Raw genomic sequence first — 25,522 nt, 5'->3', positions numbered from 1 at the left:
AACTCGGCGGTATACTTTCGTTTGGGGCGTTGGGATTGGTTCATGGTACACGAAGTTAAAAAGTTTCGTGTCCGGATTTTTAGGACCATATCAGTCGTCAACATCTGGTACCAGCATCAACATTATCAGGAATGCGGTATCTGGCGCAAATGGCTACCAGATCGAGCGCAGTACAAACGGATCCTGGGGCTGGACCCAGACCGGAACGCCAACCACAGCACTGTATTCGGATACGGGCCTAACGACGAGTTCGACCTATTTTTATCGGATGAGAGCCACGAATAGAGCGGCCACATTGGGCTATTCATCCGTGGTCAATGCGGCCACCTCGTGTCCGGTCTATTCGCAGACCAAGCAAAGCCTACCCGATTTTTAGTCCACCCCTACATCAGTTCAGGCAATCCGGCCACAACCGAAGATTTTCTCTTTACAAATGCCCCCAGAACAGCTTCGGATTATAACTTCTCCTTTACTTATCACAGCAACCAGGGCTCACCGGGTCAGGGCAATATCAAGGTCAACGGAGGTGCCCGTCAGATCACCTTCAATACCGAAGTGGCCGATGGGGGAACCCGTACCGTAACGGGGCGGATTTATTTTTTTAATAGCCGCAGAATAAATTGTGAGTAGACTACCCTTCCCTGGCGCAAAGTTGAAACAGAATTGAAACGGCAAAAAAATGGGTCATATAACACGCTATAAATCAGCATATTATATGACCCATTGGCAGAGAGGAAGGGATTCGAACCCTCGATACGGTTGCCCGCATACACACTTTCCAGGCGTGCTCCTTCAACCACTCGGACACCTCTCTAAAGAAAGTCGTCAGTCGATAGCAGCCAGTCGTTAGTAAATTTCTTAACGACTATTGACTAATGACTGACGACGAAAAAGGCAGAGAGCGAGGGATTCGAACCCCCGGTACCCTTGCGAGTACTTCTGATTTCGAATCAGACCCGTTCGACCACTCCGGCAGCTCTCTATTATGGTATTTGGGTGGCCCGATATTTCGGAGTGCAAAGATGCATGTTTTTCATTAATCACGCAAGATGTTGTTATAAAAAACCTTGCTTTTTGTCTCCTATTCGCTCATTTCACCACTAATTGGCTGGGCCAGTAACGTTCGTAGTCGAAGAACGGCTTCCGGTCCGTAACCAGGTTCACGGCCTAACAAAACCATCAATTTGGTGATCGCTGCTTCGGTTGTAATGTCGGCCCCACTCACTACCCCAATCTGTAATAAATGCTTACTGGTTTGGTATTGTCCCTGGGTAACTCGCCCTCCTTCACATTGCGACACATTGAATATCAGCACTCCACGATCAACGGTCCCCTTAAGTACATCCAGAAACCAGGCATCGGTAGGTGCATTGCCCGCGCCAAAGGTTTCCAAAACAATGCCCCGAAGGCTGGGAATGTTTACGATCGACTCCACCACGGCCTGCGTAATACCTGGAAAGAGTTTCAGGATGGTTACATTGGGGTCAAGTGTTTTATGAATCTTTAACGACTGATTAGGTTGGTACGGACGAATAAAGGGTCGGTTGTAGTCAATACTCACACCCGCATTGGCCAGATGTGGGTAATTCTCTGATGTAAATGCGTTGAACTGAACACTCTCCCGTTTCGTAGATCGATTCCCACGCAACAGGAGCGAATTGAAATACACACACACTTCGGGCACAAGGGGTCGATCGGCTTCCGTAGCCGCAGCAATTTCAAGTGCCGTAATAAAATTCTCACGGGCGTCGCTTCGGGCCACGCCTATTGGCAACTGCGCTCCCGTCAGGATTACCGGCTTAGATAAGCCCTCAAGCATAAAACTCAACGCAGATGCCGTAAACGACATGGTATCGGTACCATGCAAAATGACGAAGCTGTCGTATGATGAATAGTGATCCTGAATGATTTGTGCCAGTTCGACCCAAACGGCGGGCTTCATATTTGATGAGTCGATAATTTCATTCAATGTGAGCAGACTGATGGCAAAGTCGAGTCGGTTAAGCTCAGGGAGTCGATCCACTACCCGCTCAAAATCGAAAGGGACAAGCTGCCCGGCCTGTGGCTCATAGACCATCCCAAACGTACCGCCTGTGTATATTACCAATACCGATGCTCGCGAATTCGATGTAGCTGAAGGATTAATCTGAATAATTCGATAGGGCATTGCCATAAACGTAAATCATGCAATAAATTCTGTGATGGTTTGGTAGCTCCGTTTAGCTGGGCAGCAAATTCGCATAAAGTGTGGGGAGCAATGCACGGGCATTTGCAGTAGTATGTCGTGCTACATCATCCAAATTAATCTGCTTAAGATCGGCGACACGCTGGGCAATTAGCCGGATGTAGGCTGGTTCATTTCGTTTCCCCCGGTATGGAACAGGTGCTAAATAAGGCGCATCGGTCTCCAGAACAAGATGTTCTAGACCTACATGCGGCAGCACCTTGTCGAGCCCTCCGTTTTTGAAGGTTGCCACACCCCCAATGCCAAGCTTAAACCCCAGTTGAATGGCGCGTTTGGCCTCGTCAAGTGTTCCAACGAAACAATGGAAAATACCTGTCAGGCCGGGTAAGGCCAGTTTTTCGATCAGATCAGCCGCTTCGGCAAATGCATTCCGATCATGGCCTGAGCGAGTATGCATCGAAACAGGCAACTTATGAATAGCGGCCCATCGCAATTGCGTTTCAAAGGCCATAAACTGCCGATCGACAAACGACATATCCCAATAAAAGTCAAGTCCGATTTCTCCCACAGCCATAAACGCATGGCGATTGAGCTGATCCTCTACAGTCGCCAGTTCGGCCTCTACTGTTTCGTTGACATAAGCCGGATGTAAGCCCATCATAGGCAGACAACGCTCGGGGTATCGATCGGCCAGGTCCATCATCCCCGCAATTGTTTCGCGGGCGCAATTCGGCATCCATATCTGGCTAATCTGTTGTGAATCAGCATGACGGAGCATAGATTCCTGGTCGTTGGCGAATTGTGAATCGTATATATGGGCGTGTGTATCAATAAGCATCATAGTCTGATTGCGCGACGGGTGTAGATCATAACTTGTGGTTTATCCAACCGATTTCGACCTTCACGATTCGCTTAATAGTTTCTTCCTTTCCAGTTAATTTTTGTTGGAAGCCAGTAATAGATAATGGCTAATGGACCCATTATGAGTTGGTAAATTTCAAAAAGCAACGCATACCGCCACAACTTGGTTTGCCGAAGTCGCCTAAATCCAATAGACAATACGATCGACTGAATCAAAAAATGACCTCCATACAGGCCCATAGCCAGCAGGGCAGATCCATTTCCGACTAACAGTAGAAGTGGCACTAAAAGATATTGACAATAGAGAGCGAAGACAATCCAGCCCGGCAAATTCATGGCTCCGCGCATCCATCGTTTCCGCTGTTGTAGCCAGGCAGCCCATGATTCGACGGGCTTTGTACGAGCCAGTACCTGTTCGCTCAATACATTTTGAAACCCGTATCCACGCTCAATAATAGCTCGGAATAAGGTATAATCTTCGGTTACCGAAAAAGGCAGGGATTCATAACCGCCAACGGCATCATACGCCTGTCGACTCACCACCATATTATTTCCCATAGCGGTGACCGGAATTTTCAGACCGCTCATCAGGTGCGTCAGGGTCAGATTATACAACCAGTCGATGCCCTGTACTTTATGAAAGATAGCTGGTCCATCGGGCAGGGTAACCCCTGTGACAACCCCTGTTTGATCGGCCATATGCTGGGTCATTGCGGTCAACCAGCCTGCCGGAACCTGGGTATCGGCGTCCGTAAAAAAAAGAAAGCGCCCTCGGGCACGTTGCGCTAACTGCACCAGTACATTTACCTTCCCTCGTAAACCCGAATCCGATTCAGCAATCGTTAGAAGTTGATACGATGGGCGTTCCCGAATAAATTCGGCCACCAGCTCGCCAGTACGGTCAGTCGATTGATCGTTCCCGATCAGGACTTCGACCTTATCTACTGGCCAGTCCAGTCCCTCAATTGCGTTTAAACAGGTTAGGATCGTTGACTCTTCATTGCGTGCAGCAACCAGAATACTTACCAATGGGACCTCTACATCTGGCTGGTCAATATCCAGCATAAACAGGTTGGGGAACAGCCCGGAATGAATAGCCTCGCTCGGTAAAATGCGCCAGCACCTGAGGCAGTACCTGGCGCATGGTCGGCCAGGCTTTCAGGCTATCGTGAAAGACAACAATGGAGCCAGGTTTTGTATACTGAATCGTTTTACGAAGACATATATCTGCCGGGAGTTTTCGGTCAAAATCCCCCGTCAGTACGTCCCACATCACAATCGAATAATGCTCCATCACTTCGGCGGCCTGCGTTTTTTTTATCCGGCCATATGGCGGACGAAATAATGACGTTTCAACCCCCAATTCCGCCTGACATCTCCTTATATTTTCCAGATAGACCGCATCTTCTGTTTGCCAGCCATTGAGGTGATTAAATGTATGATTGCCAACCATATGGCCCGCTTCCAGCACTTTATAAAGCATATCGCGATGCTTACGAACATTGTCGCCAATGCAAAAGAATGTAGCCTGTGCCGAAAACTTATCCAGTTGTTCAAGCACAAATTCGGTCACATCAGGGATAGGACCATCGTCGAAGGTCAGGTAAATGGTCGGGTCAGATTCATCACCAATTCGCCACCAGCACTCAGGGTAGACTGTACGGAGCAGGAAATTTGATTTATGCAGAAAAAGCATAAAATATAGCTGTAAAAAATTGGTTATAAGGCAATTAAAACATTAAACAACCACCTGACTAAACGATTTCATGAAGATATACCCCCTGTGTACTGAAATACATTGCAAGTATATACCATTACGTTAAGATTTTTGTTTTGTTGCTCCTGTCATTCGAATTCTTATTCCGCAACTGATTGCCTGGACTGGCCACAGATCCGTCATTACTTGCGAATGCCTGGTTAATCCGCATCTTTTCGGATCAATGCCTGATAGCCCTGATGGATCAGGGTTTTTCGGGCTCCGAATTGCTTCAGCAATAAGTCGATGGCCCGCTGACAACGGCTGTGCTCAGGTTGATCAGGCTCCCACAGATAATCGTCAAACAACATCAGTCCTCCTACCTTAAGTAACTCCCAACTGTATATGCCATCGGCAAGCACGTTGATCGCATCATGAGCTCCGTCGATATAAATAATATCGAAACTGGCCGGTGGCAGTTGCGTTAGTGCAATTTCCGAACGCTCCTGCACCAGGGTCACCTGCGATGCCTGGCCGGTCAATTGTATGTTATGCATGAACCGTGGCCGGGGTGGATTGACGGGCCACGGCATTGGGTCGACACATACCAGTTGAGCACTGGGATGGGTTAGTATATGTTGCAGGAACCACACCGCAGAACGCCCTTCAAAGCTACCTATTTCAAGAATGCGTAGATTGGGCTGACTGCGATACGGAGCAAACCAGGTTTCCCAATTGCTATAGTTATAACTGGTCCAGTCGGATGTATAGCTGAAATCACGCACATGCCGGAGCTGTCGTTCGAATTGTTTCTCCCGCATAGCCCGTAAGTACGAAAGGGTTAAAGCGCTAGCCCTGTTGACTCGATTAAGGCAGTTTACAAGTGTACGATGCATACGAAATGATGGCCAACTTTACTGATTCTACCTGATGTAAAGTTGCCTAAAATTAACAGGCATCCAAACATTTGTTAACAAACAACCTGATCTTCTATCATTTAAGTTTACGCCCCTTCCAGGTATAGCCTTTTGATTGAGCCGCCAGCCCGAAAAACAAGACATAGAACGGGTAAATCAATTGTGTGAGTGGGATAGCCACCACTGCTTTTCGCTTTTGCAGAAAAAGGAGAACCTGCCGTAAATACACGAACTCTGGCAGAATTTTTAAGCCAATTGTAAGCAGTGTAAAACCAGCACTCCAATAATTACCTAACCAGCCTAGCAAAACGATAACCGGGGCTGCATTACTCAGAAAAACAAACACGGCCAGCAGCGAAGGCCCGTAGGTTTGGTAAGCCCGCCATTTGCTCGCCCATCGTCTGCGCTGGTTATAAAATCCCCGGATGGTTAGATGCGGCTTCGTCCATACAATCGCTTCGGAGCTTTTCAGAAATCGGATACCATCGGGGTAATGGGCGGCTATTTTTTGCATCAGAAATTCGTCATCGCCCGATGCCAAATGATCGACGCCCGAAAACCCGCCTACTTCTATAAATGCTTCTTTTTCGTAACATAAATTGGCCCCATTGCACATTGTCGGAAGTTTAAGCGACATTGTGCAGGCTCCTGATCCAATCAGACTGGCAAACTCAACGGTTTGCACGGCATCAAATACTGAACGCTCAGCGGTAAACGTAACAGGACCAGAAATGAGCCGGGCTCCAGTCTTAGCATAGCAATCAGCCAGTGCAGCTAGCCAGTTTCTGCCAACCCGGCAATCGCCATCCGTTGTTACGATTAATCGACCTTTGGCAATGGCAATACTTTGTGCAATAGCCCGCTTTTTGGGCGAAGTGGTAAAGTCGTTTGTCAGCGTCAACAGTTGCAACGGGTAAGAAGCGGTTGGTATAAACGTCTGAACGAGGGCTGAAGTATGATCTGTCGATGCGTCATCAGCAATAATTACCTCAAATGCCCTGTACGATTGCTGCTCCAGATCGGTTAGCAACTGAAGAATCGTTTCGGCTTCGTTACGTACCGGAACAATCACCGAAATCAGTGGACCATTACTCAAATAGGCTGTTCCGTCTCCAACAGGCATACGCAGCCAGATTATCCAGAGCGTTACCGTAAAAAGGGCATACAAAGCACTACATATCAACAAAAAGGCAGTCATTCAAAAATAGATAGTCAGTACGTAACCGTTCCTCTACTCATTCGTTATCGGCGTATTCTCAGTTTCCAGACCCAAATTAAACCAACGAGAACAGGAATCAGTATATTGGCCAGCCATAGCAACAACGTTGCGGTGAGCATTACAGGCACTTGAACCCCATAAGGAGCAAATACCCACAGGGAAGCCGCTTCCCGAACACCCAGGTCGCTCAACAGGTTAAATGCCGGGGTTAGGGTTTTCACTAAAAAGACGAGGCCGATGCCCGATGCCGAGGTAGCAGGCTGTAAGCGTATGCCAACGGCCTGCATAGCCAGGTAAAACTGGACCGAAAACAGACAGTATCGCAAGAGAGCAACGATCAGTGCCAAACCAATTTCCCGGTCAGAGTAGTAGCCAGCCACCCGCCAGTAGATCGCCCAACGGTCTATACCCTGCCGACTCGACAGCCATCGAACCAACTTCTGCCGGACCAAACCCAGCAGAATCCCTCCTGCTGATAAACTAATGAGCAGGATGAAAAGCCAACGTCCGGCCGTTGTATTTCGATTGGCCACAGTGCTCAGATGATAGGCCCAGGCAATGGCTCCGGCTACCAACGCCACGTAAAATTGCATACCGCCCGATACCAGCGAAGCCCCAATGGCAGCCCCTCGCTGGCCAGAACGCAACGACAATACCCGACCGGCGGTATCACCTAACTGGGCAGGTAACGCAAAGCCCAGCGCTACCCCCGCCAACACGCCCTGAAAAGCCGACCAATAGGATGTGCGCTCGACCCGTTGGAGCAGAATATACCATTTTAACGCTTCAAGTCCCCAGTTTACAGGCATCAGCCCAACAAGCCCTGCAAGCCACCAGGCAGGGTACCGAACCGTTTTGAACTGTGCCTGGACGGTTTTCCAATCAAAGGGTTGTTGCCTCAATACGTAGCCGATGTAAGCGACAAGCCCCACGAAGACGAAGAGTTTAGCGAAAAAGGTGATTTTTTTATCGGGTTTCAGCGACAAAACAGAGGAGAACACGTTACTTTGTAAGAGAGCCTACGCCCAATCATGATGTCAACTGCCAATTCTGCTAGCCCATTGAAACAAGCCACTCCCGAATCATCTCCGCCTGAGAAAATAATTCTGGGGGTAGATCCAGGCACACAGGTAGCCGGATATGGCATCATTTCGGTAGCCGGTGGGAACATGACCATGATTCAATATGGTGTGGTTCAACTCAGCAAATATACGACCTACCAACTGAAGCTCCAGAAACTCTACGAAACCATTCTGCGACTGATCGACGAATATCATCCCGATGAGATGGCCATTGAAGATCCTTTTTTCGGTAAGAACGTCCAGGCTATGTTAAAACTGGGTCGGGCCCAGGGTGTGGTGATGGCCGCAGCTCTCTCCCGCAACATTCCGATTGTCGAATACGCCCCCCGCCGGATCAAACAGTCAGTGACGGGCAATGGTAATGCCACAAAAGATCAGGTGGCGCATATGGTTGGGCATCTGTTGAATCAGCAACTGGACCCACAGTTCTTTGATGCTACCGACGCGCTTGCCATCGCGGTGTGCCATCATTTCCATGCCAATGCTTTGCCCGTTGTCTCGAACAAGAAAACGAAGAAGGGAGCCTGGGGGGCATTTGTGAGCGAAAACTCGAATCGGATTCTGTAAAAAAGTAGCCTGTTTACCTACACATTCTGCTCATTGGTCCCAAAGTTCGGTATAGACTCACGCAGTTTGTTGATCGGGTTGTAATTTCCGTGCATGAATAAGCGGATTTCGACCAGTGTACTGCATGCTCTTGGCTGCCTGATCTTTCTGGCTCTCCCGTATCTATTTGCCGAAGACGGTTTTACCAAGCTGGCCGATCTACCCCACGATGCGCACGAACGGCGTAACGTGCTTTCCTATCTGCTTACGATCGTTTTCTTTTATACGAATTATTATCTGCTGATCCCCCGGTTTTTCTTTCGTAAACTGTATGGTCTATTTGGTCTGACCGTACTAGGTTGTTTCGTACTCATCAACAGTGCGCTAGTTGTCGTAAATCGGCAGGGCTTCGACTCAGGGCCAACGGGTCATCCTCCTTCCTTTAACCACCATCCGCCCTCCTACCCGATGGGAAACCAGCCCCCTTCAGCCGATAGGAATAGTCCTTATCCACCACCCAGTCATGCATTTCCCAGGCCAATGCCCCGACGCCCTGGCACTTCAGAATTGACCCAAACTTTTTTTCTCACCCTGGCAGGACTCCTTATGGCGGTTGTGATCCGGGTCAATACGCGCTGGCAGCAAACCGAACGCGAGAAAATTCAGTCGGAACTCGCTTACTTAAAAGCGCAGATCAACCCACATTTTCTGTTCAACACGCTCAACAGTATCTATTCACTGGCAATTATTGAATCTCCTCAAACTGCCGATGCCATCGTAAACCTCTCGTCTTTTCTACGCTATGTGATTCAGGAGTCGCAGAAAGATCAGGTTTCGCTGCAAAATGAGCTGGCCTATATTGACCAGTACATTGCCCTGCAAAAATTACGGCTGGGCGATACGGTTCCTATCAAGTACACGGTTGAGGGGAAAGCGAATGGCCAACAGATTGCCCCACTTCTGCTGATCTCGTTCATCGAAAATGCCTTTAAATATGGGGTTAGCCCGGAAGAGCCCTCGACCATCAGCATTACGATATCCCTCCATGGCTTCGAACTTAGCTGTCATGTTTCTAACAGGAAGGTCAGGGTGTATCAGCCTACCGCTGTAGCCAGCGGGATTGGTCTCTCAAATACAAAAGCGCGTTTACAGTTACTCTATCCCGACCGCCATCGGCTGGTTATCCACGATACGCCAACTACTTTTACTGTCGATTTATCTCTGACTCTTGTATGATCCGCGCCATTGCTTTAGACGATGAACCCCCTGCACTACGGATCCTTAGCCACTTTTGCCAGCAGGTCGATTTCATTGATTTATCAAAAACATGTACACGGACGGATGAAGCGCTACGCCATCTGAACCAGTTTCAGACCGACCTTCTTTTTCTGGATATCAACATGCCATCCATATCAGGCATTGATTTTTACAAGGCAATCAACCATTCATCGGCTTCGTTTCCCCTACCGATGGTTATTTTCACAACGGCCTATGCCGAATTTGCCGTTGAAGGGTTTAGCTTAAATGCTGTAGACTATCTGCTTAAACCATTTACGTTCGAGCGCTTTCTGCAGGCGGCCAATAAAGCCGCAGACTTTTACCGCTGGCAGCGAAAGGACGATTCATCCTCAGAGGCTTATGTGTACATTCGAGCCGATTACACGCTGCACAAACTGGCCCTGGCCGACATTCTGTTCATTGAGGGTCTGGACGATTACCTGAAAATCCATCTTGACCCAAACAGTCCAAATGGTCCCCATCCCATCGTTGCCCGAATGACGATGAAAGCCATGCAGGAACGGCTGGCGAATGTCAATTTCATGCGTGTGCATCGATCATACATTGTGTCTTTAGACCGTGTAGAAGCCGTTCGCAATAAAACGATCTTCATTGCCGGTCGTGAAGTACCGATAGGCGCCAGCTATGAAGCTGATTTTGCCAGGCGATTTGGCAAGCAACACTAAATCCCACATCTGCCCCCCCGTTCCCCACCTCCTGATTTTAGAAGGCAGTAAAAACGTATGCTTCAGGTCAACATTGATCGCCCTCCACATCTAGAACTGCACTGGACTTGCTACAACATTTGCTCATTGTAAACCCAATTCACCGGCAAGATTATGTATTCACCGACACAATCGGTCTATTCACCTACAAACCACCCTGCAGTGCAACGAAATAAGGCGTTTTAGCGATAATGGTTTATAAAACAAGCAACATCTAATCCATCTTCTTAAAACATCAAAATTATGTTTGGTTTTCGTGCGGTACCATCTCACACTTCCGATGTACGATTCTGCTCTTTTTTGGGTAAGCTAAATACTTCCAGAGTTAACTCTTGGCTTATTTCACTCCAATAGCCGGGACCACTACACGGGTGTGCTATCGACCTTCACGCAAACCGAATTACCTGCTGTTAACCCTTCTTAGTTTTCACTCAGACTGTTCGTTTAATCAATGGAACGCAAAGATTTTTTAAAACGAGGCTTTGGTAGCCTATTGGGCATAGCCGCTATAGCCCCCCTGGTTGGTGGATGCTCTAAAACAGAAATCGACCCCACAACAACCAGCAGCGGCACTACCACGTCAACCGGATCGACCAATGGTAGTTCGAGCAGCAACTGTTCAGTAACGCCATCCGAAACCGAAGGCCCATTTCCCACCAAAACCCCAGCCAATTTCGTTCGAAAGGATATTCGGGACGACCGAACGGGCGTAGCATTTACGGTAAACATCACTATCAAAAATGCCAGCAGTAGTTGCGCAGCTTTAGCCGGGGCTTTGGTCGACATCTGGCATTGCGATAAAGATGGGTATTACTCAGAATATGGTGGTACAGGCATGCAAAGTGTGAACTTTACGACGGTCGATTTCTTACGGGGTCGTCAGACAACCGACGCCAATGGACTGGTTTCGTTCACCTCGATTTTTCCGGGCTGGTACTCAGGTCGGGCTCCACACATTCACGTCCACATCTACAATGCGTCGGGTAAGTCGTTGTTGGTAACGCAGATCGCGTTCCCGTACGACATCACCAATACGGTTTATACAACAGGAACATCGCATGGCTATACCAAAGGCGCTCAGGACACCAAGAATGAAAATGACAACGTGTTCAGTGATGGTTTCACCACTGAGCTGGCCACTGTATCGGGCAGTATTTCGGGGGGGTATACCTTAACCCATACCATCGTAGTATCCGCATAATATTAGGTATCCGTTTACGAAACAGGGGTTGCGGCTGGCAGGTCCATCAGAGATAGTTGTATCAGCCACCTGTAGGCTCTGTTTCGTAGCATTCATGAGTTAGGCTATGGCTAAAGGCATAATCCGGTTATGTTATCGAAAAATCATTGACGCATCCTCGCAGAAGCGTTGGGACACTTATGTATTTAACGATACGTATCAGGAGTTTTTCATGCAGGCTCAGTATTACAACCAACATGGAAAATACAGCACCTTTCAGGAGTTGCTGGAAAATGTACCTCATGCCGATCGGCTGCACCATCTGACAAGCTCAGCAGCCATTGGGTACATTCGTCAACTGAACCAACTCATCCCTGATATTGCCAATCAGGCGGGCAAATTGTGTCTGCCTTTTTCGCAGTTTACGTTTGAAATTATTCAGTCGCATGTGCAACATAAGCAGGAACATCGAGTGGCCATCAGCTTTTACAGTGAGCCTCTGACCTGGATTGACACGGTCGCTAATACATTGCTCATTGCCTATGGGGAGCAGCTGGGGTCGTTGCGCGAGGGTAAAACCATCGACACGGATATGATTATGTTACAACCGTACCTGAGTATATCATCCTTTCAGCAGGAGCAGGAGCAGGAGCAGCCCCAATCCATCTCCTGATTCCGGCACTAGCCTCCTCGTTTATGGACACACAAACACAAGCCCAAATCTATTTGTCGGATCAGCATGGTTGCTCCCAACTGGATTTTTTCAGGAGTTATCATGGCTTCAACTTTGGCAGCTACCAAGCAGAAGGTCGAGAACCGTTTGGTGCTTTACAGGTCCTGAACGACGATGTCCTGATGGCGGGACATCGGGTTTGTATGCAGGTTGAGCGTAGTACCAACGTAGTAATCCTACCGCTGGTTGGTGGCCTTGGGTATAAAAGTGACGCGGGGAAAGGCTTTCTGGAAGCAGGCCAGGTACTGATTCTTTCACTGACTTCTGGTATGACCTACGAAGTCAGTAACCCGTACGATACCGAAACGATCAACTACCTAGCGATCTGGCTCATAAACTCGTCAGACAAGTTTAAGGTGGCCCAGCAAATCAATTCGTTTGATTTTCAGATAAAAAACAAGCTATTCCCCGTTTTTGATCTTGCCGACGATGCATCCTTTGGAAATACGGCTTCCCGCGCCTTCATGGGTCGTTATGAAGGGCGCCAGGAAGGCATCTATCCCATATATTCAGGCAGGGATAAGGGGGTGGCAACAGGCGTATTTGTCTTTGTTTTGCAAGGGGCCTTTGAAGTACAAAATCGGCTCCTGCATGAACGCGACGGTCTTGCCCTACTGGCTATTCAAAACGGAGAAGTTGAGTTTGAAGCCTTATCGAACGACGCCATGCTCCTCTTGCTGGATGTACCGCTAACCTGAGAAATGGGCTTACAATGGGTAGGACACGTAACAACGAATCTGCCCTGAGATTCGAAATACTGATAGTACACAGGTCGAAGTCGTGGCGACTCCGTCGTTGATGGCTGGTTTCCAGTTCATTTTATCGGGCGTCCATTCGGGCATATTCCGTATCACCTGCTGTACATAGCTGCCCACGGCCTGTACCTGCTGTTCGGCAAACGGCGATGTGCTCACGGCTACCGTTACCCGAACGACCTGACCGATTTCGTTGATCGAAAGCGTTGCCGTTACCCGCCGGATTCGCTCCCCATCGACGACCGATTCCAGTTTTTTCGTCAAATACATTTCCAGTTCCCTGGGATTGCCCAGAAATTTGGTTGGCTGATAAAAGGGTTCACACCGCTGTGCGGTCCCATCGGCCGTATAACATTGGCTTTTCGACAATCGCCCATACCGATAGTATTCCCGACGTTTGATGGCCCCATCCTCATAAAATGCCATAAACGGCCCGTGCAACGCCCCTTCCTTGTATTCGCAACTCACATAGACCTGCCCCGAAGGATACATTATTTTCGTTGTACCATGATGAATGATCCGGCTCAGGCTATCCAGTTGAAAACCATTCGAGAGGGTTTTAGGCAGCACGTTGTACGTATCCATCCGAAACAACACACCGTTTTTTCGGAAAACTTTTACGGTAAAATACTGATTATGCTTTCCAAAATAAACGATTTCTTCATCGTATTCGGGATGAACCCGTCGTATGGCCGAGCCAGACGAACGTTGAACCGAATCGGCCTGTGCCCGAACGTACCCCGGTAAAAAGATCAGGCCCATCAATACTAGTAAAAAGGTATTCATTCCCCATATCATTTGCTCCAACTATATCTCAAGTAGTCTTTGGACCGAATTTAATGATTGCAGAAACCGATGGGTTTAAATGTTCGTTAATTTTCCGTATCGGCACCTTACCATCCATCGCATCATGCCCGTTTTTCAGCACACGGTTCACCTACCCGCCTATTCACGGGGATTTCATCTTATAACGCGTATAATCGAACGGGAGTTTGCCGCTCTACAAACGATTCGTATGGGTATCTTGCATGTGTTCATTCAACACACTTCGGCCAGCCTGACCATTAACGAAAACGCTGACCCGACAGTACGTGGGGATTTCGAACGATTCTTCAACAAAGCCGTTCCGGAAAATGAGCCCTACTTCCAACACGATTACGAAGGATCGGATGATATGCCTGCCCATCTGAAAGCCGCTATGCTTGGTCATTCCGTTACAGTTCCCATTAGCAATGGCCGTCTGAATCTGGGTACCTGGCAGGGAATTTATTTGGGTGAACACCGCAACAACGGAGGTCGCCGAACGCTGGTATTGACGGCCTGGGGCGAGTAGGAGAACCGTTCAGGGTCATTCCCGTTTGATCGATCTATTACTTCATTCACCTGCGCAGGTGTCTACCCTTCGGCCTTCACTTTCTCTTTCGACGTCCTGATCGCACACAAACCCACGTGGCTAACGGCTTCTTTATCAATCATTTTAGCGCAAAAGTTTCCAAACGTCAGCCACACGGGTAACGGGCAGTTGGCAGGCCCGGTTGTAGCAAACGTACACAGCCGTCTTGCCATCAATGGGTACACGGTGCTCCAGCAAAGGCAGGGTGCTTGTATCGACTGTCCCACAAATCACCTTATTCGGATAAAATTCGGCATCCAACGCTTCCCGATAGGTGTCGGCTTCAGGGCCTACTACCGCGATTTCGGCCGTTGGTCGGACCCGCAGTGCAAATTGAGACGCCCAGTTGGTGAGGTAATCCGCATTTTGCTGCACCAACGGCTGTACCCTGCCCAACATCTGATCGCCCCGCTCGGCATAATCTGGCCGTTCGAGCAGCAAACTTAAGGCGTAGAGATTTTCGACCATCATCGAGTTGGAAGAAGGGATCACATTGTCGAACAGTTCCTTTCGGCGGGCAATGAGTTCTTCGCCATTTTTATCGGTAAAGAAAAACATCGGGTCTGGCTCCGTTCCGGCTGAACCTGAATCCGAAAAATTCGCCAGCACATACTGCATCAACTGATCAGCCTCCATCAGCCAGCTTTCGGTGAACGTAGCCTGATACAGGGCCAGTAAACCATCGATAACGGCGGCATAGTCTTCCAGAAAACCCGCCTGCCGGGCACGACCCAGCTTATAGGTATGCCACAGACGACCATTTCGGGTATCCCGCATTTTTTTGAGCAGGAAAAACGCCAGCCGGATCGCCAGGGTCAGAAACTCGGGCTCGGCAAAAACCCGGTAAGCCGTTGCCAGTCCCTTTAGCATGAGCCCGTTCCAGGATGCCAGCATTTTATCGTCCAGACCGGGGCGTATCCGTTCTTCACGCACCCGCCACAAACGGGTATGGGTAGCGGCCAGACGCAATTCCAGATCGGGCAATGCCCAGCCCATTCGGTCGGCAAACGATTCGTCGGTTTCGGTACGATGGAGAATGTTACGCCCGTGTTCCCAGTTTCCGGCCTCGGTCAGATTGTATAAGTCAGCAAACCAGCCATATTCATCCCCTAGTATCTCTTTCAGCTCGGGGGTATTGAAGGTGTAAAACTTACCTTCCACGCCTTCGCTGTCGGCATCGAGCGCTGAATAGAAGCCTCCTTCCTGACTTAGCAATTCGCGCTGGGCAAAGCTGATGGTCTGATATACAACCTGTTTATACAACGGACTTTTGGTCAGGCTGTAGGCTTCAGCATACAAAGCCAGCAGTTGCCCATTGTCGTACAGCATTTTCTCGAAATGAGGGGCAAACCAATCTCCATCCGTCGAATACCGGGCAAATCCGCCACCAAGCTGATCGTAAATGCCCCCCAGCGCCATCCGGTCGAGGGTCAACCGTACCTGATGCAAGGCCGCATCGTTGCCAGTAGCGTCGTAATACCGCAGCAGAAATCGCCAGATACTGGGCATCGGAAACTTTGGGGCACGACGCATTCCGCCTTTTTCATCATCGGCTTTTACGGCCACTTTTCGATACAGAACCTCCAGAAGTTCGGCAGAAAAAAGTGGATCGGCAGGCTTCAATCCATATCGCTCGGCATCGGATAAATTCAATTCGGTGGCGAATCCTTCGGCCGATTTTGCCAGATCGTCCCGATGATCCTGAAAAGCCTGTCGAATACTATCCAGCAGGTTGACCCAGTTTCGGGTCGGCAGATACGTGACCCCGTAAAAGGGTTTGGCATCAGGCATCAGAAAGACATTGAGGGGCCATCCGCCCTGCACGCCCATAGCCTGCACCGCATCCATGTAAATAGCGTCGACATCCGGCCGTTCTTCCCGATCCACTTTAATACAAACAAAATGGTCGTTCATAACCTGCGCTACCGATTCTTTCTCAAAGGATTCACGCTCCATAACATGGCACCAGTGACAGGCCGAATACCCGATGCTGACCAGAATGGGCTTGTTTTCTTCGATCGCTTTGGTAAGGGCTTCGTCACCCCACGGATACCAATCGACCGGATTGTGGGCATGTTGAAGCAGGTAAGGGCTGGTTTCGTATTGGAGTTGATTAGGCATCGTACGTGTGGGTCATTTGCTGCGCGTCAAATAGTGGCCATTGATTAGTCAAAAAACGCGGAGCAACTGACTGGTTAATGACCATGAATGACAATCTTTTTCGTCTGACTTGTGTTGGTATTCTGAATACGAAGTATGTATACCCCATTGGGCAAACTGCCGACATTCAACGTCTCCCTAACACTGTTAACTGGCTGTTTAACGACAGATTGGCCTGTTGTGTTCAGTAACACCAGCTCTGTTGAACCAGCGGGCAAGCGTTCGAACGAGACGGTCAGATCGGTCTGGGTGGGGTTTGGCGATACCGAAAATGGTGGCAGTGTAGGTTCGATTCCTGTAACCGCACCCATATCAAAACGGCATAAATATACCTCCCGCCCGGTCAGTTCTATAGACTGACGCCAGGATTTGTAGCTAACCGTCAGGCTGGTTTTAGCGCCATCGGTCGCGTATGGATTCTGGGCCGCTATCAGAATCTGGTTTCCTTTTACGACACCCCGCCAAACCGGAAGTTGTTTATCCATCAGGTCACGGGCAGACGTCTCGATCACCAATTCATACGTTCCCTGAAACATATCCGCAAAACGCGACAGCCGGTAGAGGCCATGAATAAAATGTTCATAAGCCGCATACGTATCGGTACGGGTCGACGCAAAGGTTGGGTTTTCCCAAAGCCATAACCCAGCCGCTCCCGAAAAGAACGGGAAAATAGCGGTTGCTTCGGCCATAAAAGGCTGAATAAACTGAAAGGCGCTATTGGAGCTATCGTGATACCGCATCCATACCCAGGGCACTACAGGCTTTGTACTCCAGGCCCGGTTTACTTCCACCTGAAAGAGCAGATACGCCAGATAATCCTGCGCAAATGGGTTTGGGTAGTCGTAATAATAATACGCCGAGGGAGCCAGTGCATCCAGTTGGTCGTAATAAGGTCCACCGATTCGGCTAAGTGTCGAATCCTGAACGATGTAGTTGGTTAGGCTCAGGTTCGTTTTCCAATCGGTCCAGCTAAATGTCGGCACATTCACATAGGTGTTCAGAACGGGCGTATCGGCATAGCTGGTAACACTAACCCCCGAAAGGTCGGCATGCTGACGGATGTATCGGGCACTTTCAGCATACAGGTTCCGCATCGCCTTTTTGTAAGCCGCAATGAAATCGGCATCCGTCAAGGCCCGGTAAGTAGCGGGTATGCGGGTATCCGATTTGAGCGAAAGAATGCGGGTATTCGTTTCCTTGAATCGCTCAATATCCATAGCCAGCCGATTAACCGGAAGTAGGTACAAACCTGCGCTATTTTTTTGTCCACCCGAAAGGCCCGATAAATAAGCATCCCACTTGGCCCGGTAGGCCGTCAGGTCGTTTCCCCAGGGACTTTCAATCGTTTCCCAGGGCTGGTTTAGGCCCGTTGCCACGCCGTAGTAAACCGTAGCTCGTTGGGTTGGTTTCACCAATGAACCATATTCCGAATCTTTTACATCGACCAGATGACTAAATCCATGCCGTAACGGACTGGCCTGTGCATCGCCAAATCGGGGACCCCCATAAATAATTGAAAATGGCAGGCTGAAGTCAGGGAATTTACTCCATTCGATCAGGTTTGACTGACTGACGGGTATAAACGACAGCCGTTCAGCACACTGTTGCTGAGCCATTACCCGGACTTGCCCGGTTAGCCAGAATCCGATCAGAAAAAAACCAAATGGAAGCCGCATTGCTTGAAATTTGGGCAAAACTACAGAATTTTAAGGGCGCAACGTGTCCCGGTTCATAAACGATACGCCAGCGTTTGCCGTTATTAATCAGAAACGATCCGACAAATCAATTTTACCGAATGAAGCATACGACCCGATTTCTCCTTGTGTGTACGGTCCTTTTAAGTACCCTGGCGGGTTGCAAAAAAGACGATGGTACAACGCCTGTTGTTACAACCGCTTCACAAACCGATCTGTTGATTGCCAATAACTGGCGAACCGTACGGGTAACCGATACAAACAGTCAGGAAATCAACAAAAGCCGCCTGAATCTGGCCACACAGATATTGTATGATCTGAATATGCAGTTTCGGAACAATGGGACGGTGCGGGCTCTTGATCCTAAACAATCGAATCTGGTTATCAACAACGGCACCTGGAAACTGGCCTCCGACAACAAGTCGCTCGACGTTGTCGTATCGGGATTCAGTGGCAACTTCCCGATTATCCAGCTTACCAAAAGCAAACTCATCCTTCGCCAGCGTGCGCCCGTCGATGGAAAAGACGCCGACATAAACCTGGAGTTTGACCCGTCCCTCTAACTGTGCGAACGAGTGAATGGGTGAACGAGCGAAAAATAGCTAGTATTAGTTTTTCGCTCGTTCACCCATTCACTCGTTCACTAAGTCGTTTTATGAAATTCGAAACCGAACCTGGTTTTACTATCGCGGCTGATGCGTATGGAAATCCGGCCAACCCACCCGTTTTACTGCTTCATGGAGGTGGACAAACGCGCCATTCGTGGGGCGATACGGGGCAATGGCTGGCCGATGCGGGTTTCTTTGCCCTTGCACTCGATGCGCGGGGCCATGGCGACAGCGACTGGTCGGCTGAAGGGCAGTATGGGATTGAATATCTGGCGGCCGATTTGCGTGCTATAGCAGCTCAGCTTGCCAGAAAGCCCGCCATTGTCGGTGCATCGATGGGTGGGATGACCGCCCTGATTGCTGAAGGAGAACGTAAGCCCGGTACTGAATCCATCTGTACCGCCATTGTTCTGGTCGACATTGCTCCCCGAACCGAACAGAAAGGGATTGAGCGAATCTTTGCGTTCATGAGTGGTAATCTCGACGGGTTTACCACCCTCGACGAAGCTGCCGAAGCAGTTGCGGCTTATCTGCCCCATCGCCCCCGCCCTACTGACCACACCCGACTGGAAAAAAACCTGCGTTTGCGCCAAAGCCCAACTGGCGAATGGCGATACTACTGGCATTGGGACCCCAATATGCTGGCCCTATGGAAGCAAAATTCAAGTCCTGATCAGAAAACGCAGAATGAAGAACGACTTTACCGGGCTGCCCATGCCCTTACCGTTCCTACGCTTATTGTACGTGGTGGCATGAGTGATGTAGTGAGCGAAAAAATCATGGCCGAGTTTCTGGATTCCGTACCCCATGTTCAGAGCGTAAACGTTGCCGAAGCAGGCCATATGGTCGCTGGCGACTCAAATCACGCTTTCACGAAGGCAGTGGTAAATTTTTTAAAGAGTGAAAGAGCGAAAGAGTGAAAGAGCGAATTACCTTCGAAAAACTTTCGCTCTTTCACTCTTTCGCTCTTTCGCTCTTTATGTCTAAAAACATCCCTCGTATTCTCACGGCCTGGACATTTTACGACTGGGCCAATTCGGTACATTCGCTGGTTATTGTATCCAGTATCTTCCCGGTTTATTTCTCGGCCACTGCACTCAACGAGACGGGTGGTCCTATCATTAATTTTCTGGGTATCTCGATCAAAAACTCGGTTCTGTTTTCGTATACCATTTCGGCTGCATTTCTGTTCACTGCGCTTCTTTCCCCTATTTGCACGGCTGTTGCTGACTATAGCGGACGAAAAAAAGCCTTTATGAAGGTATTCTGCTACACAGGAGCCATTAGTTGTAGCCTCCTGTACTTCTTTGTCCGGGAAACAACCACCTTTGCCGTTATCTGCTTCTGGCTCAGCCTGATTGGCTGGAGTGGCAGTATCGTATTTTATAACTCCTACCTGCCCGATATCGCGACCGAAGATCAGTACGACCGGGTGAGCGCCCGAGGGTTTTCAATGGGATACCTGGGTAGTGTGCTCCTGATGATCGTTAACCTGCTGGTGATCCTGAAACGCGAATGGTTCGGCAACATTTCCGAAGGCATGGCCTCCCGAATTGCCTTCCTGACGGTTGGATTGTGGTGGATTGGTTTTGCCCAGATCCCGTTCAGCCGATTGCCCGATGGGACTAAAAAAACTGCCGCAAAAACCGGAAATTACTTGCTGAACGGTTTTAAAGAACTGCGCCATGTGTGGGCCGAACTCCAGGAGCTACCACTAGCTAAACGCTTCCTCGTTTCGTTTTTTGTGTACAACATGGCCGTTCAGACTGTCATGTATGTAGCCACGATTTTCGGAAGCGACGAGCTAAAACTTCCGGGCCAAAGCCTGATTATAACCATACTGCTCATTCAACTGGTTGCCATTCCGGGTGCCTATGGTTTTTCTCGGCTTTCTGAACGCATCGGGAATACGTACTCCCTCATGACTGCCGTTGTTATCTGGATAGGTATTTGCGCTGCGGCTTATTTTGTCCAGACCGAATCGCAGTTTTTTATTCTGGCAGGCGTAGTGGGGCTGGTGATGGGCGGCATTCAGTCGCTGTCTCGCTCCACGTATTCCAAACTGATCCCGGCCACCACCGACACGGCTTCGTACTTTAGCTTCTATGATGTGACCGAGAAAACCTCCATTGTATTAGGAACGCTGGTGTATGGCCTGATTGAACAGATTACAGGCAGTATGCGGAATAGTGTATTAGCGCTGCTGGTCCTGTTTGTTGTCGGTTTTTTGCTTTTATGGCGAATCCCCTCACAAAAAATTTACCACGCCCGTTTGGAAACAGAAGAAGTTTCGTAAGTTTGCAACCCCGAAAGGGCGCAAAGGAGGTTAGCTCAGTTGGTTCAGAGCGCTGCTTTGACAGAGCAGAGGTCAGCGGTTCGAGCCCGCTACTTCCTACCAATAAAAAAAGAGGCATCATTCAGTCTTAGTCCTGAAATGCCTCTTTTTTTATTGGCTATAGGTTTCATTAAATCCAGTACCTTTCAGTATGCAACATCTGGAATTTGAACCGCCCGAAGCGCTGCGTGATACGATAAAATGCTTTTGGTACAACCAAAGAGACTTTGGCGAGCAGCTATCTGGGTTTAGGGTAGTACCGGATGGTTACGCCGAACTCATCTTCTATTTCGGAAGTGGTTGCAGCCTTTCAGCCAATGGAAGCCTACTCCGATTGCCCTCACCGTTTATGGTAGGTTTACTCAATCAACCTGCTGTGTTTTATGCGAAGGACCGTCTGGAAATCATAGGCATCCGGTGCTTTCCCTGGACCGTATTCGATTTACTTAGCCTGCCTGCCAGCAAAAACGGGGTGCAAATTTTTGACCACCCAATTGCTCAACTTCAATCGACACTGGCCCCGTTGATTCAGGCAGGTAAGTTAGACAATGCACTGGATCTTATAAAATACTATTTTCTAAATGCCCGAGTGGGTATGGCCACCGATCGCGTACTATCTAAAGCAGGGTCGGCTATGCGAGCCGCCAACGGCACGCTACCCGTAAGCCAGGTAGCCGAAGCCGCGCATGCAACAGTTCGCACGTTAGAACGAAAGTTCAAACAATCATCGGGGTATGCGGTCAAAGATGTATCGGGTCTGATCCGTTTTGAGCAGGTCCGAAACCACCTGTGGACTAATCCAAGTGCCAGCTTAGCAGGTCTGGCACATGAGCTGGGGTATACCGATCAATCCCATTTAAGCCGGGAATTCAAGCGCTACAGTGGAACCACCCCAGCCGCATTCGCGCGAAAAGCCCGGAAAGACAAACAAGCCCTTAACGCTGATTTTGTCGCATTTATACAAGCCTAACAAGAGCACGCATCCGAATTTTGTGCCTACAAATACCCTCGATAAACGAGGTAGCTGAACGCATGAATTCGATACACAAAGTCGCTGAATACGACGTCATTATATCCGGCGCAGGCCCGGTAGGCCTATTCCTTGCCTGCGAGTTAGCCCTGGCCAATTGCTCAGTTCTGATACTGGAAAAGGCCGAAAATCCCTCCTCCCCTCTGAAGCAACAACCTTTCGGAATACGGGGCCTATCGGCACCGAGCCTTGAAGCCCTTTACCGCCGTGGCTTACTGCATGAGCTTACCCTCCACAAACGCCTTAAAAACCCTCACCAACATGCCGGACAAGGCACCCGTCGTCAGGTAGGGCATTTCGCGGGTATTCCATTTCATGAGGGTGATATTGACACTTCCCACTGGACCTACCGTTTGCCAGGCTCTCCCCCAACCAGTTTACTTTCTGAGATTGAAGAACTTGAAACGGTACTGACCCACCGGGCCGCAACGCTGGGGGTAGAAATCAGGCGAGGAGTTTCCGTCACGAACTTCCATCAAACCGAACATGGAGTAACCGTCCTGTCCAATGGCCAGTCTTTCCATGGCAAATGGCTGGTGGGTTGCGACGGTAGCCGTAGTATCGTACGGAAAGTGGGCGGTTTTGACTTCGCGGGTACCGAACCCAACTTTACGGGGTATACCACTCAGATCGACCTGACCAATCCTGAAACGCTAAAACCGGGCCGAAACCTTACCCCAACGGGTATGTACCTGCAATCGCAGTCCGGCTACGTGATGATTCAGGACTTTGATGGGGGCGCCTATCATGATTCCGGTAAACCCATCACGCTTGACCATGTACAGGCCGTACTCCGCCGAGTCTCGAATACCGACGTTACGATAAACGTCCTGCACAGAGCAACCACCTGGACGGACCGGGCGCGGCAGGCTACAGCGTATCGAAACGGCCGGGTATTAGTGGCTGGTGATGCCGCACATATTCACTCTCCACTGGGAGGCCAGGGGCTTAATCTTGGACTGGGCGATGCCATGAATCTAGGCTGGAAACTGGCGGCAACCCTCCAAAACAGAGCCCCCGAAGGCTTGCTGGACAGTTACCAAACCGAACGGCACCCCATTGGCGCACAAGTTCTGGACTGGTCACGCGCTCAGGTAGCCATCATGAATCCCGACCCACAATCCCGCGCGCTCCATGCTATTTTCCGTGACCTGATGAATACTCGTGATGTAGCCACCTATATGGCAGCACGAGTGTGGGGGGTGAACACCCACTATGATCTGGGGGGCAATCATCCGCTGGTAGGCCACAGCGTACCCAACTTTGTCTTCGAAAACGGATCAACACTTGGTGAATTGATGCACGACGGCCTGGGTATACTGCTTGATTTCGAGGGGGTAGGCTCCCTCAAAACGTTGGCCAGTGCGTACAGTAACTCCATAAAGTACCTATCGGGCCGGGCAAACGACCAGTTGGGTATAAAGGCTGTGCTGGTACGCCCCGATGGGGTGGTAGCCTGGGCTTCCAGCAACGCGCGGGAGTCGTACGAACTCCTTACTGCCCTGCACAATTGGTTTGTCTGAGATGCGTTTATCGGTTCTGGTATTTTATGGGCTTATACCCAGAAATTAATCAAACAGCAGATGTAATCTACCAACAAGATTACGTCGCCCAAAAAGCGCTCATCTCTCTCTCCACCTGCCTTTAATCAATTCTTTCGCCGTTTGTTTGTGAATACATCGTTTTCAGGTGATTAGGTAACGGTTTTCCACTGCTTTTATGCGTAAATCAATCAATTTGATCCTTAATCCTGAAAAACCTATGAAAACGACTCGCCGTAGTTTTTTACGAAAATCAGCCGCTGCTACGGGAGCGGGACTGATTAGTCTCCCATCGGTTGAAGCCATTGCCAATCAGCGACACCGGGTTGCTGCAAACGAAAAACTCCAGATCGGTGTGATCGGTTGCAATGGCATGGGCTGGTCTGATCTGCGGTCGCATTTACTCCAGAGCGATGTCGAATGTATAGCTATGGCCGATGTGGACCAGAGTGTGCTCGACAAACGGGCGGCCGATGTCGAAACCATGCAGCACAAACGTCCGCAGTTGTTCAAAGACTACCGGAAGATGCTGGAGAATAAAGACCTCGATGCCGTAATCATCGGTACACCCGATCACTGGCACTGTATGGCCATGATCGACTCCTTATCGGCGGGCAAACATGTATACTGCGAAAAACCCCTGGCCAACAGCATTGAAGAGTGTAATCTGATGCTCGGAGCGGCCAAAAAATCCAGTAAGCTTGTACAGATTGGGCAATGGCAACGGAGTGGCTCGCACTATGCCAAAGCCATTGACTACATTCGCTCGGGCAAGCTGGGTAACATCCGACTGGTGAAAGTATGGGCGTATCAGGGCTGGATGAATCCGGTTCCGGTTCGACCCGACAGTGCTCCACCGGCAGGCGTCGATTACGATATGTGGCTGGGCCCGGCTCCGAAACGCCCGTTCAATCCGAATCGATTTCACTTTAATTTTCGCTGGTTCTGGGACTATGCCGGGGGCCTGATGACCGACTGGGGCGTTCACGAAATTGATATTGCCCTCTACGCCATGAATGCCAAAGCGCCAAAATCCGTCATGGCTTCGGGAGGTAAACTGGCTTATCCCGACGATGCCTCCGAAACACCCGACACCTTACAAGCGGTGTACGAATATGATGGCTTCAACATGCTCTGGGAACATGCAACGGGCATCGATGGCGGCAACTATGGTCGTACCGAAGGGATTGCCTTTATCGGTAATAATGCTACCCTGGTACTTAACCGCGATGGCTGGGAGTTATTGCCCGAAACCGAAACAAAGAATGGGATAAAAGTGTACAAGGTTGAAGACATTCCCAAACAGGCACGTAATGGTGATTACCTCAATGAACACACCAAAAACTTTGTGCAGGCCATAAAAGCAAACGATCCGGGTATGCTAAAATGCGGGATAGAAACGGGGAGTATTGCCGCTATCAACGCGCATATGGGCAACATTGCCTACAAAACCGGCCGTAAAGTGTATTGGGATCCCAATACCAAGGGCTTCAAAAACGATACCCAGGCGAATGCGCTGCTGAACGCACATTATCACAACGGCTGGAAATTACCCGTGGTGTAATGGATTGTAACGCGGACAGC

Annotated in this window: 24 protein-coding genes, 3 tRNA genes and 1 pseudogene; 16 read left to right on the top strand and 12 right to left on the bottom strand. The window is 49.5% G+C overall.

Annotated elements, in window-relative coordinates; translation table 11 throughout:
- Together B153_RS0123100 and B153_RS38315 are read left to right on the top strand one after the other, a co-directional pair.
- Positions 1–376 (top strand): annotated as a pseudogene (locus tag B153_RS0123100) (hypothetical protein); the annotation flags it as partial.
- The gene (locus B153_RS38315; RefSeq protein WP_020599122.1) at positions 331–630 is read left to right on the top strand and encodes a hypothetical protein; all 300 of its coding nucleotides are present in this window, start codon (positions 331–333) and stop codon (positions 628–630) included. The pseudogene B153_RS0123100 and the gene B153_RS38315, both read left to right, overlap by 46 nt.
- A 94-nt stretch (positions 631–724) precedes the next feature.
- Here the strand turns inward: B153_RS38315 and B153_RS0123090 are convergent.
- The 9 genes from B153_RS0123090 to B153_RS0123050 form a co-directional block, all read right to left on the bottom strand.
- Positions 725–814 (bottom strand) — tRNA-Ser (locus tag B153_RS0123090).
- 81 nt (positions 815–895) lie between these two features.
- Positions 896–982, bottom strand: a tRNA-Ser gene (locus tag B153_RS0123085).
- A 99-nt stretch (positions 983–1,081) separates the two neighbouring features.
- Positions 1,082–2,167 carry an asparaginase gene (locus tag B153_RS0123080; RefSeq protein ID WP_040761893.1) on the bottom strand — a complete coding sequence of 362 codons (1,086 nt, stop codon included), beginning with the start codon at positions 2,165–2,167 and terminating at the stop codon, positions 1,082–1,084.
- 52 nt (positions 2,168–2,219) lie between these two features.
- Complete coding sequence (locus tag B153_RS0123075) at positions 2,220–3,026, bottom strand: TatD family hydrolase (RefSeq protein ID WP_026262381.1); 807 nt, start codon at positions 3,024–3,026, stop codon at positions 2,220–2,222.
- A 71-nt stretch (positions 3,027–3,097) separates the two neighbouring features.
- The gene (locus B153_RS0123070; protein ID WP_020599119.1) at positions 3,098–4,111 is read right to left on the bottom strand and encodes a glycosyltransferase; all 1,014 of its coding nucleotides are present in this window, start codon (positions 4,109–4,111) and stop codon (positions 3,098–3,100) included.
- Positions 4,098–4,742, bottom strand: a complete 645-nt coding sequence (locus B153_RS0123065; protein WP_020599118.1) for a polysaccharide deacetylase family protein — start codon at positions 4,740–4,742, stop codon at positions 4,098–4,100. Before B153_RS0123065 ends, B153_RS0123070 begins: the two co-directional genes overlap by 14 nt.
- A gap of 221 nt (positions 4,743–4,963) precedes the next feature.
- Positions 4,964–5,563 (bottom strand): class I SAM-dependent methyltransferase, encoded by a 600-nt coding sequence (locus B153_RS35685; RefSeq protein ID WP_020599117.1) that lies wholly within the window; start codon positions 5,561–5,563, stop codon positions 4,964–4,966.
- Between the two features lie 172 nt (positions 5,564–5,735).
- Positions 5,736–6,857, bottom strand: coding sequence for a glycosyltransferase (locus tag B153_RS0123055; RefSeq protein ID WP_020599116.1), 1,122 nt, complete (start codon positions 6,855–6,857; stop codon positions 5,736–5,738).
- A 44-nt stretch (positions 6,858–6,901) separates the two neighbouring features.
- Positions 6,902–7,864, bottom strand: coding sequence for a lysylphosphatidylglycerol synthase domain-containing protein (locus B153_RS0123050; protein ID WP_020599115.1), 963 nt, complete (start codon positions 7,862–7,864; stop codon positions 6,902–6,904).
- A gap of 48 nt (positions 7,865–7,912) precedes the next feature.
- On the opposite strand from B153_RS0123050, the gene ruvC reads away from it, so the two are divergent.
- The 6 genes from ruvC to B153_RS0123020 all read left to right on the top strand — a co-directional run bounded on the left by ruvC (position 7,913) and on the right by B153_RS0123020 (position 13,120).
- Complete coding sequence (gene ruvC / locus B153_RS0123045; protein WP_020599114.1) at positions 7,913–8,527, top strand: crossover junction endodeoxyribonuclease RuvC; 615 nt, start codon at positions 7,913–7,915, stop codon at positions 8,525–8,527.
- A gap of 93 nt (positions 8,528–8,620) precedes the next feature.
- The gene (locus B153_RS0123040; protein ID WP_020599113.1) at positions 8,621–9,742 is read left to right on the top strand and encodes a sensor histidine kinase; all 1,122 of its coding nucleotides are present in this window, start codon (positions 8,621–8,623) and stop codon (positions 9,740–9,742) included.
- The gene (locus B153_RS0123035) at positions 9,739–10,470 is read left to right on the top strand and encodes a LytR/AlgR family response regulator transcription factor (protein ID WP_020599112.1); all 732 of its coding nucleotides are present in this window, start codon (positions 9,739–9,741) and stop codon (positions 10,468–10,470) included. The genes B153_RS0123040 and B153_RS0123035 overlap by 4 nt, the downstream gene beginning before the upstream one ends.
- Before the next feature lie 490 nt (positions 10,471–10,960).
- A complete protein-coding gene (locus B153_RS0123030) occupies positions 10,961–11,710 on the top strand; it encodes a dioxygenase family protein (protein WP_020599111.1) in 750 nt (249 codons plus the stop codon).
- A 106-nt stretch (positions 11,711–11,816) separates the two neighbouring features.
- Entirely contained in the window at positions 11,817–12,362 is a 546-nt protein-coding gene (locus B153_RS0123025; RefSeq protein WP_020599110.1) for a hypothetical protein, read from the top strand.
- Positions 12,363–12,385: 23 nt separating this feature from the next.
- Positions 12,386–13,120 (top strand): pirin family protein, encoded by a 735-nt coding sequence (locus tag B153_RS0123020; RefSeq protein ID WP_020599109.1) that lies wholly within the window; start codon positions 12,386–12,388, stop codon positions 13,118–13,120.
- A gap of 9 nt (positions 13,121–13,129) precedes the next feature.
- Here the strand turns inward: B153_RS0123020 and B153_RS0123015 are convergent, their stop codons facing one another.
- Positions 13,130–13,963, bottom strand: a complete 834-nt coding sequence (locus B153_RS0123015; RefSeq protein WP_020599108.1) for a toxin-antitoxin system YwqK family antitoxin — start codon at positions 13,961–13,963, stop codon at positions 13,130–13,132.
- A gap of 124 nt (positions 13,964–14,087) precedes the next feature.
- Here B153_RS0123015 and B153_RS0123010 point away from each other — a divergent pair, with 124 nt between their 5' ends.
- On the top strand, positions 14,088–14,510 hold the full coding sequence (locus B153_RS0123010) for a secondary thiamine-phosphate synthase enzyme YjbQ (protein ID WP_026262379.1): 423 nt from the start codon (positions 14,088–14,090) through the stop codon (positions 14,508–14,510).
- Positions 14,511–14,654: 144 nt separating this feature from the next.
- Here the strand turns inward: B153_RS0123010 and B153_RS0123005 are convergent, their stop codons facing one another.
- Both B153_RS0123005 and B153_RS0123000 read right to left on the bottom strand, forming a co-directional pair.
- Positions 14,655–16,691 carry a thioredoxin domain-containing protein gene (locus B153_RS0123005; protein ID WP_020599106.1) on the bottom strand — a complete coding sequence of 679 codons (2,037 nt, stop codon included), beginning with the start codon at positions 16,689–16,691 and terminating at the stop codon, positions 14,655–14,657.
- Positions 16,692–16,765: 74 nt separating this feature from the next.
- Positions 16,766–18,406, bottom strand: a complete 1,641-nt coding sequence (locus tag B153_RS0123000; protein WP_020599105.1) for a T9SS type A sorting domain-containing protein — start codon at positions 18,404–18,406, stop codon at positions 16,766–16,768.
- Positions 18,407–18,525: 119 nt separating this feature from the next.
- Between B153_RS0123000 and B153_RS0122995 the strand changes: the two genes are divergently transcribed.
- The 7 genes from B153_RS0122995 to B153_RS0122965 all read left to right on the top strand — a co-directional run bounded on the left by B153_RS0122995 (position 18,526) and on the right by B153_RS0122965 (position 25,502).
- On the top strand, positions 18,526–18,987 hold the full coding sequence (locus B153_RS0122995; RefSeq protein WP_020599104.1) for a hypothetical protein: 462 nt from the start codon (positions 18,526–18,528) through the stop codon (positions 18,985–18,987).
- 92 nt (positions 18,988–19,079) lie between these two features.
- Positions 19,080–19,952 (top strand): alpha/beta fold hydrolase, encoded by an 873-nt coding sequence (locus tag B153_RS0122990; protein WP_020599103.1) that lies wholly within the window; start codon positions 19,080–19,082, stop codon positions 19,950–19,952.
- 59 nt (positions 19,953–20,011) lie between these two features.
- Positions 20,012–21,328, top strand: a complete 1,317-nt coding sequence (locus B153_RS0122985; RefSeq protein ID WP_020599102.1) for an MFS transporter — start codon at positions 20,012–20,014, stop codon at positions 21,326–21,328.
- Between the two features lie 24 nt (positions 21,329–21,352).
- Positions 21,353–21,430 (top strand) — tRNA-Val (locus B153_RS0122980).
- Positions 21,431–21,518: 88 nt separating this feature from the next.
- Complete coding sequence (locus B153_RS0122975) at positions 21,519–22,337, top strand: helix-turn-helix domain-containing protein (protein WP_020599101.1); 819 nt, start codon at positions 21,519–21,521, stop codon at positions 22,335–22,337.
- Between the two features lie 62 nt (positions 22,338–22,399).
- Positions 22,400–23,920, top strand: coding sequence for an FAD-dependent monooxygenase (locus B153_RS0122970; protein ID WP_020599100.1), 1,521 nt, complete (start codon positions 22,400–22,402; stop codon positions 23,918–23,920).
- 238 nt (positions 23,921–24,158) lie between these two features.
- The gene (locus tag B153_RS0122965; RefSeq protein ID WP_020599099.1) at positions 24,159–25,502 is read left to right on the top strand and encodes a Gfo/Idh/MocA family protein; all 1,344 of its coding nucleotides are present in this window, start codon (positions 24,159–24,161) and stop codon (positions 25,500–25,502) included.
- Positions 25,503–25,522 lie beyond the last annotated feature (20 nt).

This window comes from Spirosoma panaciterrae DSM 21099, from assembly GCF_000374025.1.
GTDB lineage: Bacteria > Bacteroidota > Bacteroidia > Cytophagales > Spirosomataceae > Spirosoma > Spirosoma panaciterrae.
Note: the sequence above shows the minus strand (reverse complement) of the source record. Positions and strands in the feature narration are given on the sequence as shown.

What these genes read in the sequence shown, in the direction of transcription:
- B153_RS0123080 (WP_040761893.1), bottom strand. Translation starts at nt 2,167, where the DNA reads ATGCCCTATCGAATTATTCAGATTAATCCTTCAGCTACATCGAATTCG.
- B153_RS0123075 (WP_026262381.1), bottom strand. Translation starts at nt 3,026, where the DNA reads ATGATGCTTATTGATACACACGCCCATATATACGATTCACAATTCGCC.
- B153_RS0123070 (WP_020599119.1), bottom strand. Translation starts at nt 4,111, where the DNA reads ATGCTGGATATTGACCAGCCAGATGTAGAGGTCCCATTGGTAAGTATT.
- B153_RS0123065 (WP_020599118.1), bottom strand. Translation starts at nt 4,742, where the DNA reads ATGCTTTTTCTGCATAAATCAAATTTCCTGCTCCGTACAGTCTACCCT.
- B153_RS35685 (WP_020599117.1), bottom strand. Translation starts at nt 5,563, where the DNA reads ATGCGGGAGAAACAATTCGAACGACAGCTCCGGCATGTGCGTGATTTC.
- B153_RS0123055 (WP_020599116.1), bottom strand. Translation starts at nt 6,857, where the DNA reads ATGACTGCCTTTTTGTTGATATGTAGTGCTTTGTATGCCCTTTTTACG.
- ruvC (WP_020599114.1), top strand. Translation starts at nt 7,913, where the DNA reads ATGTCAACTGCCAATTCTGCTAGCCCATTGAAACAAGCCACTCCCGAA.
- B153_RS0123040 (WP_020599113.1), top strand. Translation starts at nt 8,621, where the DNA reads ATGAATAAGCGGATTTCGACCAGTGTACTGCATGCTCTTGGCTGCCTG.
- B153_RS0123035 (WP_020599112.1), top strand. Translation starts at nt 9,739, where the DNA reads ATGATCCGCGCCATTGCTTTAGACGATGAACCCCCTGCACTACGGATC.
- B153_RS0123030 (WP_020599111.1), top strand. Translation starts at nt 10,961, where the DNA reads ATGGAACGCAAAGATTTTTTAAAACGAGGCTTTGGTAGCCTATTGGGC.
- B153_RS0123025 (WP_020599110.1), top strand. Translation starts at nt 11,817, where the DNA reads ATGGCTAAAGGCATAATCCGGTTATGTTATCGAAAAATCATTGACGCA.
- B153_RS0123020 (WP_020599109.1), top strand. Translation starts at nt 12,386, where the DNA reads ATGGACACACAAACACAAGCCCAAATCTATTTGTCGGATCAGCATGGT.
- B153_RS0123015 (WP_020599108.1), bottom strand. Translation starts at nt 13,963, where the DNA reads ATGAATACCTTTTTACTAGTATTGATGGGCCTGATCTTTTTACCGGGG.
- B153_RS0123010 (WP_026262379.1), top strand. Translation starts at nt 14,088, where the DNA reads ATGCCCGTTTTTCAGCACACGGTTCACCTACCCGCCTATTCACGGGGA.
- B153_RS0123005 (WP_020599106.1), bottom strand. Translation starts at nt 16,691, where the DNA reads ATGCCTAATCAACTCCAATACGAAACCAGCCCTTACCTGCTTCAACAT.
- B153_RS0123000 (WP_020599105.1), bottom strand. Translation starts at nt 18,406, where the DNA reads ATGCGGCTTCCATTTGGTTTTTTTCTGATCGGATTCTGGCTAACCGGG.
- B153_RS0122995 (WP_020599104.1), top strand. Translation starts at nt 18,526, where the DNA reads ATGAAGCATACGACCCGATTTCTCCTTGTGTGTACGGTCCTTTTAAGT.
- B153_RS0122990 (WP_020599103.1), top strand. Translation starts at nt 19,080, where the DNA reads ATGAAATTCGAAACCGAACCTGGTTTTACTATCGCGGCTGATGCGTAT.
- B153_RS0122985 (WP_020599102.1), top strand. Translation starts at nt 20,012, where the DNA reads ATGTCTAAAAACATCCCTCGTATTCTCACGGCCTGGACATTTTACGAC.
- B153_RS0122975 (WP_020599101.1), top strand. Translation starts at nt 21,519, where the DNA reads ATGCAACATCTGGAATTTGAACCGCCCGAAGCGCTGCGTGATACGATA.
- B153_RS0122970 (WP_020599100.1), top strand. Translation starts at nt 22,400, where the DNA reads ATGAATTCGATACACAAAGTCGCTGAATACGACGTCATTATATCCGGC.
- B153_RS0122965 (WP_020599099.1), top strand. Translation starts at nt 24,159, where the DNA reads ATGAAAACGACTCGCCGTAGTTTTTTACGAAAATCAGCCGCTGCTACG.